Here is a 14,860-nt window from a genome sequence, read left to right on the forward strand (position 1 = left end):
GTGCCATGTTTGCCGGGCAAGAGCCCCGCATCGATCAGGCGCGCGTTATCGGAAGGTGGGCAGGATGCAGGTCATCGATCAGGCGATCCCGGCGGTGAAGCTGGTGATCCCGAAGCGGCACGGCGATGCCCGCGGCTGGTTCTCGGAGACCTATCGCGCCGACATCCTGGCCGCCCACGGCGTCGAGGACCACTTCATCCAGGACAACCAGTCCTTCTCGGCGCAACAGGGCACCGTCCGCGGCCTGCACTTCCAGCGCCATCCCTTCGCCCAGGCCAAGCTGATCCGGGTGCTGTCCGGCGCGATCCTCGACGTCGCGGTCGACCTGCGCCGGGACTCTCCCACCTACGGCAAGCACGTCGCCGCCCGCCTCGATGCTTCGAGCGGCCACCAGCTCTACGTCCCGATCGGTTTCGGGCACGGTTTCTGCACCCTCGAGCCGGACACGATGGTGGCCTACAAGGTCGCCGGCGGCGTCTACAGCCCGGAGCACGACGGCGCCGTGCTTTGGAACGACCCCGATCTCGGCATCGACTGGCCGGTGAGCGAGGCGGAGGCCCAGCTCTCGGCCAAGGACAAGGTCGCGCCCCGCTTCGCCGACCTGCCCTCGATCTTCTGAGGGCAGCGCCGGCGTATTTCCATGAGGCCGGCATTCAGATTTACAATCAGAGCGCGAGTCGATTCGCCTCGACCCGCCTCGCGCCGACGAGCGCCATCCTCTCAGGAGATCATTCAACCCATGCGCATCCTCGTCACGGGCGGCTGCGGCTTCATCGGCTCGGCCCTGGTCCTGCACCTCGTCCAGGAACTCGGCCACGAGGTCCTGACCCTCGACGCGCTCACCTACGCGGCGAACCCGATCTCGCTGATGCCGCTCAAGGGCGACAACCGGCACCGCTTCGCCGAAGCCGACATCTGCGACCACGAGAAGGTGTCCAGCCTGTTCGAGGAGTTCCGGCCGCAGGCCGTGATGCACCTCGCCGCCGAGAGCCACGTCGACCGCTCGATCACCGGGCCGGGCGCCTTCATCCGCACCAACGTGGTCGGCACCCAGGTGATGCTGGAGGCGGCCCGCGCCTACTACAACACGCTTCAAGGCGCGGAGCGCGACGGCTTCCGGTTCCTCCACGTCTCGACCGACGAGGTCTACGGCTCGCTGCCCCCGGGCGGCTTCTTCACCGAGGACAGCCGCTACGATCCGCGCTCGCCCTACTCGGCCTCCAAGGCGGCCTCCGACCACCTGGCGCGGGCCTGGCACGAGACCTACGGCCTGCCGGTGCTGGTGACCAACTGCTCGAACAATTACGGGCCGCGGCACTTCCCCGAGAAGCTGATCCCGCTGATGATCCTCAACGCGCTGGAGGGCAAGAACCTCCCCGTCTACGGCGACGGCCAGAACGAGCGCGACTGGATCCACGTCGAGGACCATGCCCGCGGCCTCGTCGCGGTGCTGGAGAAGGGCCGGGTCGGCGAGACCTACCTCCTCGGCGGCCGCTCGGTGCGCAACAACCTCGACGTGGTGAAGACGCTCTGCGCGATCTTCGACCGTCTCCGTCCCGAGGCCGGCCCGCACGAGCGCCTGATCCAGTTCGTCACCGACCGTCCCGGCCACGACCGGCGCTACGCCATCGACCCGAGCAAGGCGGAGGCCGAGGTCGGCTACAAGCCCAGCCGCACCTTCGAGCAGGCACTGGAGGACACGGTGCGCTGGTACCTCGACAACGAGTCGTGGTGGCGCCCGATCCGCGAGGGCCGCTATTCCGGCGAGCGCCTCGGCCTGAGCGCGGAGTGAAGCCATGACGCGGGAGATCCTCGTCCTCGGCGGCGGCGGCCAGGTCGGCACCGAGTTGCAGCGGCAATCCTTCGGGAGGGCGTGGTGATCCACGCCCCCACCCGGGAGGCGCTGGACATCACCGACGAGGCGGCGGTCGCCCGCGCGGTCGCCGCGCGTCCCTACGCGGCGGTGATCAACACCGCCGCCTACACGGCAGTCGACAAGGCCGAGAGCGACGTGGCGGCGGCCTGGCGGCTCAACGCCCTGGCGCCCGCCTACCTGGCGGCGGAGACGGCGAAGGCCGGCATCCCGCTCATCCACGTCTCGACCGACTACGTCTTCGACGGCACCGGCACCGGGGCCTACGCGGCCGGTGCCCCGATAAACCCGGTCAGCGTCTACGGCGCCAGCAAGGCCGCCGGCGAGATGGCGGTGCGCACCGGCAACCCGCGCCACGCGGTGGTCCGCACGGCCTGGGTGGTGAGCCCGCACCGGGCGAACTTCGTCAAGACGATGCTGCGGTTGGCCGCCGAACGCGACAAGCTGACGGTGGTCGACGACCAGCGCGGCTGCCCGACCTCGGCCGGCGACCTCGCGGCGGCGCTCGTCGCCATCGCGCGCCGGCTCATCGAGGACGAGGCGGCGCCCGCCGGCACCTATCACTGCGTCAATGCCGGGGCGACGACCTGGTACGACTTTGCCCGTGCCATCATGGCCGGCGCGGCGGCCCGTGGCGCCCGCTCGGTCCCGGTCGAGCCGATCCCGAGCACGGCCTTCAAGACCCCGGTCACCCGGCCGGCCAATTCCGAACTCTCGACCGAGACCCTGACCCGCGCCTTCGGCCTCGTGCCGCGCCCGTGGAATGAGGCCCTCGACGACATCCTGGACCAGCTGATCGGTCCCGCGGCGAACCGCGCCTGAAGGAGATTTGTACCATGAAGGGCATCGTGCTCGCCGGCGGATCCGGCACGCGGCTGCACCCGGCGACGCTGGCGATCAACAAGCAGCTGCTGCCGGTCTACGACAAGCCGATGATCTACTATCCGGTCTCGGTGCTGATGCTGGCCGGCATTCGCGACATCCTGCTGATCTCGTCGCCGGAGCACATCGACAACTACAAGCGCCTGTTCGGCACCGGCGAGCAGTTCGGGATCAACATCTCGTACGCGCTGCAGCCGAAGCCGGAAGGCCTGGCCCAGGCCTTCATCATCGGCCGTGAATTCGTCGGCGACGATTCGGTCGCCTTGGTGCTCGGCGACAACCTGTTCTTCGGTGCCGGCATGCGCCAGCTCCTGGCCAAGGCCAAGGCGCGGGAGACCGGCGCGACGGTGTTCGCCTACCACGTCGATCAGCCCGAGGCCTACGGCGTGGTCACCCTCGACAAGCAGGGCCGGGCGACCAAGCTCGTCGAGAAGCCGAAGAATCCGGAATCGCCCTGGGCGGTGACCGGCCTCTACTTCTACGACAACCAGGTGCTCGACATCGCCGCCGCGGTGAAGCCCTCGCCCCGCGGCGAGCTCGAGATCACCGACGTCAACCAGGCCTATCTCGACCGCGGCCAGCTCCACGTCGAGTGCATGTCGCGCGGCTATGCCTGGCTCGACACCGGCACCCACGACAACCTCCTGGAAGCCGGCGAGTTCGTCCGCGTCATCCAGCACCGCCAGGGCATGCAGGTCGCCTGCCTGGAGGAGATCGCCTACCTCCAGGGCTTCATCACCCGCGAGCAGGTGGTGGCCCGCGGCCAGCTCTTCGCGAAGACCAATTACGGCCAGAGCCTGCTCCGCCTCGCGCGCGAGGAGGAGCCGGGTCAGGGCCTCTGATCCCATCCACCCACCGTCGTATCGAGGGCCGCGCCACCCCCGCGAGGGGAGGGCGCGGCCCTTTGCGTTCCGGGCCGTGCCGGCCCCGGGCCTCGCCCAAAAAGACCGAGTTTTCGCCGTGCCCCGGCGCATGCTAAGGCCGCTGCACGGCCAAGTCTGGTTCGGGGTGTTAAGTCCGGTGCGGGACTTGTCCCGCACCGGGCGCCTCCCGGCGGGCGCGCGACTTTTCTTCAGGAATGGGCGACAGCATGAAGGATATCCTCGAACGGCTCGACCAGCGGCGCGCGCAGGCCCGGGTCGGCGGCGGCGAGAGCCGGGTGGCGGCGCAGCACAAGCGCGGCAAGCTCACGGCGCGCGAGCGCATCGAGCTCCTCCTCGACTCCGGGTCGTTCGAGGAATTCGACATGTTCGTGCAGCACCGCTCGAACGATTTCGGGATGGAGAAGCAGAAGATCCCGGGCGACGGGGTCATCACCGGCTGGGGCACCATCAACGGCCGCGCCGTCTTCGTGTTCTCGAAGGACTTCACGGTCTTCGGCGGTTCGCTCTCCGAGGCGCACGCCCAGAAGATCATCAAGGTCCAGGACATGGCGCTCAAGATGCGCGCTCCGATCATCGGCCTGTTCGATGCCGGCGGCGCCCGCATCCAGGAGGGCGTGGCAGCGCTCGGCGGCTACGGCGAGGTGTTCAAGCGCAACGTTCTGGCCTCGGGCGTCATCCCGCAGATCTCGGTCATCATGGGACCGTGTGCCGGCGGCGACGTCTACTCGCCGGCGATGACCGACTTCATCTTCATGGTGCGCGACACGAGCTACATGTTCGTGACCGGGCCGGACGTGGTGAAGACCGTGACCAACGAGGTGGTGACGGCCGAGGAACTCGGCGGCGCCAAGGTTCACACCTCGAAGTCGTCGATCGCCGACGGCTCCTACGAGAACGACGTCGAGGCGCTCCTGCAGATCCGGCGCCTGATGGACTTCCTGCCGGCCAACAACCAGGCCGGCGTGCCGGAGCTGGAGAGCTTCGACGATCCCTCCCGCCTCGACCGCAGCCTCGACACCCTGATCCCCGACAACCCGAACAAGCCCTACGACATGGGCGAGCTGATCCGCCGGGTCGTGGACGAGGGCGACTTCTTCGAGATCCAGTCGGCGTATGCCCGCAACATCATCACGGGCTTTGCCCGGATCGAGGGCCGCACCGTCGGGATCGTCGCCAACCAGCCGATGGTGCTGGCCGGCGTGCTCGACTCGGATGCCTCGCGCAAGGCCGCCCGCTTCGTGCGCTTCTGCGACGCCTTCTCGATCCCGATCGTCACCTTCGTCGACGTGCCGGGCTTCCTGCCGGGCACGGCGCAGGAATATGGCGGCCTGATCAAGCACGGCGCCAAGCTGCTCTTCGCCTTCAGCCAGGCGACGGTGCCGCTCGTCACCGTCATCACCCGCAAGGCCTTCGGCGGCGCCTACGACGTGATGGCCTCCAAGCACGTGGGCGGCGACGTGAACTACGCCTGGCCCACCGCCCAGATCGCCGTGATGGGCGCCAAGGGCGCGGTCGAGATCATCTTCCGCCAGGATCTCGGCGATCCGGAGAAGATCGCGGCGCGCACGGCCGAATACGAGGAGCGCTTCATGTCGCCGTTCGTGGCCGCCGAGCGCGGCTACATCGACGAGGTGATCATGCCCCACTCGACGCGCCGCCGCGTCGCCCGGGCGCTCGCCATGCTGCGCACCAAGGAGAGCGAGCAGCCCTGGAAGAAGCACGACAACATTCCGTTGTGAGGGCCACCCAAGTCCCTCAGCGAAACTGACACCCTCCATCGTCATCCCGGGGCCGCGACAGCGGAACCCGGGATCCATAACCGCCGACGATGCAGGGTGAGGCGGACGGTACTCCGCCTTGTCCTGAACTGTCAGCGGTCATGGATCCCGGGTTCTCGCCTTCGGCGAGCCCCAGGATGACGCGGAGGGTGAGAGGGAAGGGGAGTTGGTTCCTCGCCCGCTCCCGTGATCGACCAACCCTCATCCCGCCTTCAGGAACTTCTCCACGCTCCCGGTCAGCCCGCTCGAATGCCCGGCGAGGCTCTCCGACACCGCCCGGACGCTCTCGGCGATCCGGCCGGTGGCGTTCGCGGCGTCCGACACCGCCAGGATGTTCGACGACACCTCCTGCGTCGAGGCGGCCTGCTGCTCGACGGCGCTGGCGATGGCCAGCGTCAGCCGCGACAGTTCCGCCACCGCGTTGCTGATCGTGGCGATCGCCGCCACCGCCTCGCCGGTCGCGCCCTGGATGTCGCCGATCCGCTGGGTGATCTCGCCGGTCGCCTTGGCGGTCTGGCCCGCCAGCTCCTTGACTTCCGCCGCGACGACCGCGAAGCCGCGCCCCGCCGCCCCCGCCCGGGCCGCCTCGATCGTCGCGTTGAGCGCCAGCAGGTTGGTCTGGTCGGCGATCGTCGAGATCATGCCGACGACCGAATCGACCTCCCGCGCCTTGGCCGAGAGGCTGCGCACCGTGGCATCGGTCGCCTCGGCCTGGGCGGCGATCTGCTGGGCGCGCTCGGAGACGCGGCCGACCTGGCCGGAAATCTCCTGGATCGAGGCGGTCATTTCCTCCGAGCCCGCCGCCACCGTGGCGGCGCGGTCGCGCGCCTCATCGGCCGAGCGGCCGAGGCCGTTGGCGGAACGCTGCATCTCCTCGACCGCGCCGCTCATGGCGGTCACGACCTGCGAGACGTCGGACGCCATGGTCGCCTGCGCGGTCACCACGGCCCAGGTCAGCATCGGCCCGAGATAGGTGCCGTCCGGCCCCATGATCGCCGAGACCTGAAGGTCCAGCAATTCCGGCCCGAGCTTGATCCGGGTCCGGTGCGGCAGGCGGCTCGCATCGGCCAGCATCCGGCGCTGATGCGACGGGTCCTTGTGGAAGACGTCGATCGAGGTGCCGATCATCAGGTCCGTCGCGACCGGCAGGTACTGGCCCAGCGGGCCGAGGGTCCGGCGCGAGGCGTCGTTCATGTAGTCGATGCGGAAGTCGTTGTGCGGGTCGGCGGTCATCACCGCGACCGGCATCCCCTCGATCATCGTCAGGAGACGGCTGATCTCGTTCTTCTTCTTGGTGATGTCGGCGGCGAGCTTGACCACCTTGACCGGCTTGCCGCCGGCGTCGAGAATCGGGTTGTAGGTCGCCTCCAGCCAGACGCGCTTGTGGTTCTTGCCGAAGCGCAGGAACTCGTCGGCGAAGTACTCGCCCGCGCGCAGCTTGTCCCAGAACGCGGCGTAATCCGGTGAGGCCGCCGCCTCCTTGTCGAGGAACATGCGGTGATGCTGGCCGACGATCTCGTCGAGCCGGTAATCGAGCAGGTCGAGGAAGTTGGTGTTGGCCTGGATCACCGTGCCGTCGAGGTTGAACTCGATGATGGCAAGAGACTTGTTGAGGGCCTGCAATGTCGCTTCCGACAAGCTCTCCCGATGCTTCCAGAACATGCCGCCGTGTCCCCTCTGGGCGAATTCCGCTCAAAGTTGGGCGGGTATTATTAAAAAAATTTGAAAACCTGACCGAATTTCAGTTACCAACGCGGGCTTCAAGGTCTAACAGGCCCGTCCAGGCCACGTTCGGTACCGCGACCTGCCGCTCGAACTCGCTAAAGGTGATGTCGGGACAGGCAGTTAGTCTCATCGACCCGATCTTCGGCGCGTGCGGCGCCCCGCACCACGTAACGGTAATTTTCCGAATGCTGAACGGGCACTGTTCGACGACGGGGATCGCCGGCAGCATAGTCTAACCCAGCGTCACCGATGGCGCCCGGTTGCTCGATTGTCGGTCTCCGGCAGGCCACCGGTCCGGACCGGTCGGTCGAGGCCGCCGGATGGCGGCCTCTCCCTGCGGCTGAGCGTGGTCTACGCGGCGGTCAGGCCCTGCTCGCGAATCCAGGCCTGGGTGCGGTCGAGGGCGGTGCCGAGCCGGTCGAACAGGGTGTCGATCTCGTCCGGGCGGATCACCAGGGGCGGGCAGACCGCGACGCGGTCGCCGGTGAGGAAGCGGACGATCAGGCCCTCCTCCTGGGCGAAGGCGACGCAGCGGGCGGCGACGCCGGCCTTCGGGTCGTATTGGCGCTTCGTCGCCTTGTCGGCGACGATCTCGAGGCCGCCGATCAGGCCGAGGCCCTTCGCCTCGCCGACGAGCGGGTGCTCCTCCAGGGCCGAGAGCCGGCGCTGGAAGTGCGGCGCCTTCTCGGCCACGCCCTCGATGATCTTGTCGCGCTTGTAGATCTCGATGGTCTTGAGCGCCACCGCGCTCGCCACCGGATGGCCCGAATAGGTGGTGCCGTGGCCGAAGGTGCCGATCTTGCGGCTCTGGTCCTGCATCGCCTGATACAACGTCTCGTCGACCGTGACGCCGCCGAGCGGCATGTAGGCTGAGGTCAGCGCCTTGGCGAAGGACAGGCTGTGGGGCTTCATCCCCATGGCCTCGGAGCCGAACCAGGTGCCGAGCCGGCCAAAGCCGCAGATCACCTCGTCGGCGATGAACCGCACGTCGTAGCGGGCGAGCACCGGCTCGATCGCTGCGAAGTACCCCTTCGGCGGCACGATGGCGCCGCCGGCGCCCATCACCGGCTCGGCGATGAAGGCCGCCACCGTCTCCGGGCCCTCGCGCAGGATCATCTCCTCGAGTTCCGCGGCGAGGCGCGCCGAATAGGCCTCCTCGGTCTCGCCGGGTTCGGCGCCGCGGTAATGGTGCGGGCAGGCGGCGTGCAGGAAGCCCGGCAGCGGCAGGTCCCAGTCGGCATGGTTGGCGGTGAGCCCGGTGAGCGAGGCCGAGGCGACGGTGACGCCGTGATAGCCCTTGTGCCGGCCGATGATCTTCTTCTTCTGCGGCCGGCCGAGCGCGTTGTTGAGGTACCAGGTCAGCTTGACCTGGGTATCGTTGGCCTCCGAGCCGGACGAGGTGAAGAACACCTTCGAGACCGGGATCGGCGCCAGCTCCTTCAGGGTCTCGGCGAGCTCGATCGCCGGGTCGTGGCTGCGGCCGGAGAACAGGTGGGTGAAGGGCAGGCGCGCCATCTGCTCGCGGGCGGCCTCGACCAGCTCCTCGTTGGAATAGCCGAGCGACGTGCACCACAGGCCGGCCATGCCCTCGAGATAGGGCCGCCCGTCGGTGTCGTAGACCCAGACGCCGTGGCCGCGCTCCAGCACCAGCGGCCCGGTCTGCCGGAAGGCCGCCAAGTTGGTGTAGGGGTGGATCAGGGTTTCGACGTCGCGGGTGGCGAGGTTCGAGAGCATCGTCTCTGTCGCTTTCTTTCTCGGGGGAGCCCGTCGGGCTCCCGACTCGCGGAGCAGAATTCGCTTGCGCCGTCACACTAGCGGCGCGATGCCGACGCACAACCCGGGCCGCCCTCGCGGCACCCCCGCACAATCCTGGTCAGACCGACGCGCATGCTCGACCCCGCCCAACTCGTCTCGACGCCCGCGCCCGGCCGGGCCTGCGGCGCCTGCACCCTGTGCTGCAAGGTCTACGACGTGCCGGCGGTGGAGAGCGTGGCCGGGAAGTGGTGCCGCCACGCCAAGCCCGGCCGCGGCTGCGGCATCCACGAGACCCGGCCCGGTCATTGCCGCGCCTTCTTCTGCCTGTGGATGACGGAAGCCTGGCTCGGCCCGGAATGGAAGCCCGACAAGGCCAAGATGGTGCTGAGCCTCGACCCGACGACGCGCTTCCTGCACGTCCAGGTCGATCCGAGCCAGCCCACGGTCTGGAAGCGCGAGCCGTATTACGGCCAGCTCAAGCGCTGGGCGGTGTCCTCGATCCCGCAGCGCCGGCACGTTCTGGTCTTCGTCAACTACAGCGCCACCGTCGTGCTGCCGGACCGGGACGTGCCGCTCGGCGTGTTCCTGCCCGGCGACCGGCTCGTCGCCCGCGAGCGGATGACGCCGAACGGCGTGGTCCTCGACGTGGAGAAGCGGACGGTGACGTGAGCGCCGGGTTGAGCGGTATTTCCCGCTCAAGACTGGCGGCCATCGGGCTCTCCCACCATTCACCTCATCCTGAGGCGTCAGTCCATCAACGATGGACGGACCTCGAAGGAGGTCTCCAGAAGTCTCCGAGATCCCTGGAACCCTCCTTCGAGGTCAGTCGATCTGCGATCGACTGACACCTCAGGATGAGGTGGGGGATGGGATATCTCGTCGCTGCTTCCGGTATTAAAAAGATCAGTCCGCTCAGGCAGGTTAAGAGCGTAGCACCGTCTTGAAGACGGGTCAGCCGCCATCCGCCCTCGCGGCGTCGCGCCAGGCCAGCACCACCCGCTCCAGCTCGGCCACGTCGCCCGGCGGCAGACGGCCGAGGGTCCGGGCGACGTAGGCGGTCTGTGCGCTGATCCCGGTGCGGGCGAGCGCCAGCCCCGCTTCCGTCAGGTGCAGGGCGTGGGAGCGCCGGTCGCCCGGGATCGGCCGGCGCTCGACGAGGCCGGCCTCGACCAGCCGGTCGATCAGCCCCGAGACGTTGCCCTTGGTCACGTAGAGCCGCTCGGCGAGGTCCTGCTGGGTCAGGCCCTCGCGCTCGGACAGGGTCGAGAGCACGTCGAATTGCGGGATCGACAGCCCGACCGCCTTCAGCTCCGCCGCCACCGCGGCCACGACGCGCCGGTGCAGGCGGATGAAGCGGAACCAGACCCGCAGCGGATCGGCCTCGGCCGGGGCGTCTGTGGGGTGGGGGCGCGAGGATGCCGTCATCGGGATAGTTTACATCAGAACCATCTCGGCGCCACGCCCGGCCGCGCGCGATCCCCGCTCTTCGATCCCGGTTCCGCGTGCCCGGCTGCGCGGCGGCGCCGCTCTAGCCACCCCGGGGCCGGTGCCATAGCTTGAGACCCTGAGACCGCGGGCCCACGAGGCCCCGGCGACCGAGGGCGCGCGGCCAAGCGCGCTCCATCAAGGGAAGGACGACACGCCATGCTCGGCCTGATGCAGGACTGGCCCCTGCTGATCCACCGCGTCATCGACTACGCCGCCGTGCAGCACGGCGCCCGCCCGGTGATCTCGCGCTCGGTCGAGGGGCCGATGCACCGGACCACCTATGCCGAGGTGCGCCAGCGCTCGTTGCGCCTGTCGAAGCGGCTGGCCGCCGACGGCATCCGTCTCGGCGACCGGATCGCGACGCTGGCCTGGAACACCTGGCGCCATCTCGAGGCCTGGTACGGCATCACCGGCATCGGGGCGATCTATCACACGGTCAACCCGCGGCTGTTCGACGACCAGATCGCCTATATCATCAACCACGCCGAGGACCGGATCCTCTTCCTCGACCTGACCTTCGTTCCACTGGTCGAGCGCCTCGCCGACAAGCTGCCGACGATCGAGCGCTACGTCATCCTGACCGACGGCGCCCACATGCCGCAGACATCCCTGCGCAACGCCGTCGCCTACGAGGACTGGCTGGCCGAGGCCAACGACGACTTCGCCTGGGCCTCCTTCGAGGAGAACACCGCGGCGGGCCTCTGCTACACCTCCGGCACCACCGGCCTGCCGAAGGGCGTGCTCTACTCGCACCGCTCGAACGTGCTGCTGGCCCTGATGGTCAACAACCCGGCCTTCATCGCGCTTTCGCCGACCGACATGGCGATGCCGGTGGTGCCTTTGTTCCACGCCAATGCCTGGGGCTTCTGCTTCGCGGCGCCGATGTCGGGCGCCGGCCTCGTCATGCCGGGGCCGAAGCTCGACGGCGCCTCGGTGCACGAGATCCTGGAGACCACCGGCGTCACCGTGACGGCGGCGGTGCCGACGGTCTGGCTCGGCCTGCTGCAATACCTCGACACGACGGGGAAGCGCCTGAGCCACCTGAAGCGCGTCGTGATCGGCGGCTCGGCCTGCCCGCGGGCGATGACCGAGCGGTTCGAGCGCGAATACGGCGTCACGGTGGATCACGCCTGGGGCATGACCGAGATGAGCCCGATCGGCTCCTATTGCTCGCTCAAGCCCGAGGTCGCCCATCTCGAAGGCGAGGCCCGCCTCGACCTCAAGATGAAGCAGGGCTACGCCCCGTTCGGCGTCGATTTCCGGCTGACCGACGACGAGGGCCGCGACCTGCCCTGGGACGGCACCACCTTCGGCCGGCTCAAGGTCTCAGGGTTCGCGGTGGCCAAGGCCTATTTCCGCTCGGACGAGCCGATCCTCGACGATCGCGGCTTCTTCGACACCGGCGACGTCGCCACCATCGACGAGCACGGCTACATGGCGATCACCGACCGCTCGAAGGACGTGATCAAGTCCGGCGGCGAGTGGATCTCCTCGATCGACCTCGAGAACCTGGCAATCGGCCATCCGGACGTGGCCGAGGCCGCGGTGATCGGCGTGCAGCACCCGAAATGGGACGAGCGCCCGCTCCTCATCGTGGTCCCGAAGGAAGGCCGCACCCCCGACAAGGCCGACATCCTCGCCTACATGGCGCCGCGCATCGCCAAGTGGTGGATGCCCGACGACGTGGTGGTGGTCCAGGCCATCCCCCACACCGCCACCGGGAAGATCCAGAAGACGGCCTTGCGGGATCAGTTCCGGGATTACCGGTTGCCCGGGGCGGCGTGAGGCGCCGGTCGTCCAGGCGGTCCCGGGCTCGTCCGAGATCGCTCGGGAGGAGCGACGGCCGAGAGCACGGACCCTCCCCCCACGGAACTCGGGCTTGCCCGAATTCCGCATCCCTGTGCCCAAGTCGGGCATGCCCGACTTGGGATGGGGGAGGGTGCCCCGCGGATGCGGGGCGGGAGAGGGGACGCCGCGTCCGGAGATGACTGAACTGTTCTGAAGGGCGCCCCCTGGATCGGTGTCGCGCTGCCCCTCTCCCGGCTCACTGCGTTCGCCACCCTCCCCCGCAAAGGGGGGAGGGTTCTCGCGCGGCTCCGGAATGCTGGGTTGAATTGGGTCGGCCGACTCGAACAAGACCTCACGGCGCCGCCGCCTCCGCCCGGCAATCCGCCACCGTCGCCCGCGCCGTCTCGATGGCGATCGACACCGCGGCCAGCGTCCGCGCATCGAGTTCCCGCCGGCGGATGTCGCGCACCACCTCGATGGCGAGCTTGTCGATCTCGACGGAGAGGCGGGCGATCGCGTCCGGGTCGCGCAGGGAGCGCGCCTGATCGGTGATGTCGAGCAGCCGGTCGGTCACCTCGTCGATCCGCTCGCGGCGCAGGCTCGCGAGGCGCTGGCGCAGCCAGGCCACCGCCGAGGCGAGGCCGCCCGCCAGCGCCGCGAGCAGGTAGAGCGTGTCGCCGTAGCGCTCGACGAAGCCGTGCTGCTCGCGCTCGAAATAATCGATCGCGCCGGGATGGATCGGAATGCGGGCGCTCGTCGCCGCCACCGTGGTCTCGTAGGCCGGCGCCTGGACGTATTCCGCCGCGTCGGTCGCTTCCGCCGCGGCGGTGCGCATCTCGAACAGGTGCTGGGTCACGTCCGCCGCCACCGCCCGGCTCATCGAGGCGCGGGCCATCAGCCGGTAGGAGGCGCCGACGGTCTTCACGTCCTCGCCCGGCAGCTTGGGCCGGCCGCCGAACAGGCCGGCCGGGACGGTGACCGCCTGGAGGCGGGGAAAGCGCTCGATCACCGCGTCGCTGTCCGGCACGTCGACGAGGTCGAGCTTGCCGGTGCGGCCGATGCCGCGCACCGCCTCGACCAGCGCCCGCGCCTTCGGGGCCGAGGCGGCGATGATGCTGACATAGGCGTCGATGCGCTTGTCGCGGATCGCCGGGGCCGCCTCCGCCCCGTCGATGGCCACCAGGCGCACCGCGTTGGCCGGCACCGGTACGGTCGCGGCCTCGGTCTCCAGCACCAGGTTGTAATAGGCGAGGATGTTCTTGAGCAGCCAGAAATCGGCGCTGCGATGGGCCGCGATGCCCAGGCGCTTGCCGGCGAGCTTCGGGAAGCCGGTGATGCCGGAGCCGTCGGGCGAGACGATCAGCATCGCCTGGTCGCGCAGGATCGCCAGGGTCAGGCCGTTCTTCGGCAGGAGCACGTCGGGCCGCACCACCGCGAGGTCGGCCCGGCCGTCCTGGAGCGCGGCCGCGCTCTCGCGCACGTCCTCGAAGGACAGGATCTTGAGCCGGATGTTGGCGCGGTTCTGGTCGAGAGCGTCGGCATAGGCCTTGATCAGGGCCGGCTCGGTCCCGTCCCGCGGGGCGACCGCGATGGTCAGCGTCGTCGCCTGGCTGAGATAGAGCGCGACCCCGATCGCGGCGGCGAGGCCGACCACGATCAGGGCCGCGAAGGTCTCGCGCCGCAGGACCCAGTCCGGGAGCGTGGGCATGGGGCCTCGTGCGATCCCGCGTCAGAACACCGAGATCAGCACGATCCCGCCGACCATCAGCGCGGCTCCGAGCAGCCGCGGCGGGCCGGCCTTGACCTGGCGCATGCCGAGCCAGCCGAAATGGTCGAGCGCGACCGAGGTCAGGAGGTTGGCGGTGATCAAAAGGCCGTTCAGGGCGCCTGCCCCGACCTTGTCGACGAAGAGCAGGCCGGCGAACACCGCCACCGCCCCGGTGAGGCCGGCGAGCGGCATCCACCAGCGCACGCCCGCCAGATCCTTGCGGGTCGGCAGCGGCGTGGGCTTCAGCAGGACCATCAGCGCGAAGGCGAAGACGACCGGCACGAACGACACCGTGGCGGCGAGCCACGGATTCACCAGCGCCCCGCGCAGCTGCGAATTCCACACCACGCCGATCGCCATCAGGGCGCCGGCCACCAGGATGAACGGGTAGAGCAGCTTGCCGCTCATGCCGTGGCTCTCGCCCTCGTCCTTCTTGCCCGCGGTCTTGGCGATGAACACCACGCCGGCCGCCATCATGAGCCCGCCGAGCCAGGGCAGCGGCTTGAAGCCGGCGGCCTGGAGCCCGAACAGCCCGAACGCGTCGAGGGCGAGCGAGGTGATGATGTTGGCGGTGAGCGTCAGGCCGTTGAAGGGTCCTGCCCCGACCTTGTCGATGAAGGCGAGCCCGCCGAACACCGCGACCGCCCCGGCCAGGCCCCCGAGGGGGGCGTACCACGGCATCTTTCCCAGGGTCTCGAGGCTCGGCAGCGGCGTCGGCATCACCAGGAACAGGGTGGTGAAGACGAACACGATCGGCAGGAACGACACCGTGGCGGCGAGCCACGGATTGACCATGTGCCCGCGCAGCTGCGCGTTCATCGCGTTGCCGAGCGCCTGCAGCACGCCGGCCAGCAGGATGAAGGGATAGAGGAGCGCGGCGATCGACAAGGGGGAGCCTTCCTGTGCGGGGCTGAGGGGC

11 protein-coding genes and 1 pseudogene are annotated in these 14,860 nt (G+C 69.1%); 7 read left to right on the forward strand and 5 right to left on the reverse strand.

The genetic code is table 11. The annotated features are described in order from the left end of the window. Window positions 1-64 precede the first annotated feature (64 nt). From rfbC to F1D61_RS19590, 5 genes and pseudogenes are all read left to right on the forward strand, one after another. The gene (gene rfbC, locus F1D61_RS19570) at window positions 65-619 is read left to right on the forward strand and encodes a dTDP-4-dehydrorhamnose 3,5-epimerase (RefSeq protein ID WP_203153364.1); all 555 of its coding nucleotides are present in this window, start codon (window positions 65-67) and stop codon (window positions 617-619) included. 120 nt (window positions 620-739) lie between these two features. Then, window positions 740-1,792: a dTDP-glucose 4,6-dehydratase gene (gene rfbB / locus F1D61_RS19575; RefSeq protein ID WP_203153366.1), complete on the forward strand. Its 1,053-nt coding sequence runs from the start codon at window positions 740-742 to the stop codon at window positions 1,790-1,792. Between the two features lie 4 nt (window positions 1,793-1,796). After that, window positions 1,797-2,695 (forward strand): annotated as a pseudogene (gene rfbD / locus F1D61_RS19580) (dTDP-4-dehydrorhamnose reductase). 14 nt (window positions 2,696-2,709) lie between these two features. Next, window positions 2,710-3,597 carry a glucose-1-phosphate thymidylyltransferase RfbA gene (gene rfbA, locus F1D61_RS19585; RefSeq protein ID WP_203153368.1) on the forward strand — a complete coding sequence of 296 codons (888 nt, stop codon included), beginning with the start codon at window positions 2,710-2,712 and terminating at the stop codon, window positions 3,595-3,597. Between the two features lie 248 nt (window positions 3,598-3,845). Then, window positions 3,846-5,378, forward strand: coding sequence for an acyl-CoA carboxylase subunit beta (locus tag F1D61_RS19590; RefSeq protein ID WP_203153370.1), 1,533 nt, complete (start codon window positions 3,846-3,848; stop codon window positions 5,376-5,378). 240 nt (window positions 5,379-5,618) lie between these two features. Here F1D61_RS19590 and F1D61_RS19595 read toward each other — a convergent pair whose 3' ends face one another. Together F1D61_RS19595 and F1D61_RS19600 are read right to left on the reverse strand one after the other, a co-directional pair. Next, window positions 5,619-7,079: a methyl-accepting chemotaxis protein gene (locus F1D61_RS19595; protein ID WP_203153377.1), complete on the reverse strand. Its 1,461-nt coding sequence runs from the start codon at window positions 7,077-7,079 to the stop codon at window positions 5,619-5,621. A 414-nt stretch (window positions 7,080-7,493) separates the two neighbouring features. Further along, window positions 7,494-8,876 (reverse strand): aminotransferase, encoded by a 1,383-nt coding sequence (locus tag F1D61_RS19600; RefSeq protein WP_203153378.1) that lies wholly within the window; start codon window positions 8,874-8,876, stop codon window positions 7,494-7,496. Between the two features lie 153 nt (window positions 8,877-9,029). Between F1D61_RS19600 and F1D61_RS19605 the strand changes: the two genes are divergently transcribed. After that, the gene (locus F1D61_RS19605; protein WP_203153380.1) at window positions 9,030-9,566 is read left to right on the forward strand and encodes a hypothetical protein; all 537 of its coding nucleotides are present in this window, start codon (window positions 9,030-9,032) and stop codon (window positions 9,564-9,566) included. Between the two features lie 282 nt (window positions 9,567-9,848). Here F1D61_RS19605 and F1D61_RS19610 read toward each other — a convergent pair whose 3' ends face one another. After that, on the reverse strand, window positions 9,849-10,322 hold the full coding sequence (locus F1D61_RS19610) for a MarR family winged helix-turn-helix transcriptional regulator (RefSeq protein WP_203153382.1): 474 nt from the start codon (window positions 10,320-10,322) through the stop codon (window positions 9,849-9,851). A gap of 219 nt (window positions 10,323-10,541) precedes the next feature. Here F1D61_RS19610 and F1D61_RS19615 point away from each other — a divergent pair, with 219 nt between their 5' ends. Then, a complete protein-coding gene (locus tag F1D61_RS19615) occupies window positions 10,542-12,170 on the forward strand; it encodes a long-chain-fatty-acid--CoA ligase (RefSeq protein ID WP_203153384.1) in 1,629 nt (542 codons plus the stop codon). 355 nt (window positions 12,171-12,525) lie between these two features. On the opposite strand, the gene F1D61_RS19620 is transcribed toward F1D61_RS19615, so the two are convergent. Further along, window positions 12,526-13,881, reverse strand: coding sequence for a TAXI family TRAP transporter solute-binding subunit (locus F1D61_RS19620; RefSeq protein ID WP_203153386.1), 1,356 nt, complete (start codon window positions 13,879-13,881; stop codon window positions 12,526-12,528). A 21-nt stretch (window positions 13,882-13,902) separates the two neighbouring features. Next, complete coding sequence (locus tag F1D61_RS19625; protein WP_246775418.1) at window positions 13,903-14,829, reverse strand: DMT family transporter; 927 nt, start codon at window positions 14,827-14,829, stop codon at window positions 13,903-13,905. Window positions 14,830-14,860: the final 31 nt, after the last annotated feature.

Origin of the sequence: Methylobacterium aquaticum (genome assembly GCF_016804325.1) — a bacterium.
GTDB classification, from domain to species: domain Bacteria; phylum Pseudomonadota; class Alphaproteobacteria; order Rhizobiales; family Beijerinckiaceae; genus Methylobacterium; species Methylobacterium aquaticum_C.

Bases quoted from the DNA above. Each gene is read 5' to 3' on its own strand.
- rfbC (WP_203153364.1), top strand. From the start codon at position 65: ATGCAGGTCATCGATCAGGCGATCCCGGCGGTGAAGCTGGTGATCCCG.
- rfbB (WP_203153366.1), top strand. From the start codon at position 740: ATGCGCATCCTCGTCACGGGCGGCTGCGGCTTCATCGGCTCGGCCCTG.
- rfbA (WP_203153368.1), top strand. From the start codon at position 2,710: ATGAAGGGCATCGTGCTCGCCGGCGGATCCGGCACGCGGCTGCACCCG.
- F1D61_RS19590 (WP_203153370.1), top strand. From the start codon at position 3,846: ATGAAGGATATCCTCGAACGGCTCGACCAGCGGCGCGCGCAGGCCCGG.
- F1D61_RS19595 (WP_203153377.1), bottom strand. From the start codon at position 7,079: ATGTTCTGGAAGCATCGGGAGAGCTTGTCGGAAGCGACATTGCAGGCC.
- F1D61_RS19600 (WP_203153378.1), bottom strand. From the start codon at position 8,876: ATGCTCTCGAACCTCGCCACCCGCGACGTCGAAACCCTGATCCACCCC.
- F1D61_RS19605 (WP_203153380.1), top strand. From the start codon at position 9,030: ATGCTCGACCCCGCCCAACTCGTCTCGACGCCCGCGCCCGGCCGGGCC.
- F1D61_RS19610 (WP_203153382.1), bottom strand. From the start codon at position 10,322: ATGACGGCATCCTCGCGCCCCCACCCCACAGACGCCCCGGCCGAGGCC.
- F1D61_RS19615 (WP_203153384.1), top strand. From the start codon at position 10,542: ATGCTCGGCCTGATGCAGGACTGGCCCCTGCTGATCCACCGCGTCATC.
- F1D61_RS19620 (WP_203153386.1), bottom strand. From the start codon at position 13,881: ATGCCCACGCTCCCGGACTGGGTCCTGCGGCGCGAGACCTTCGCGGCC.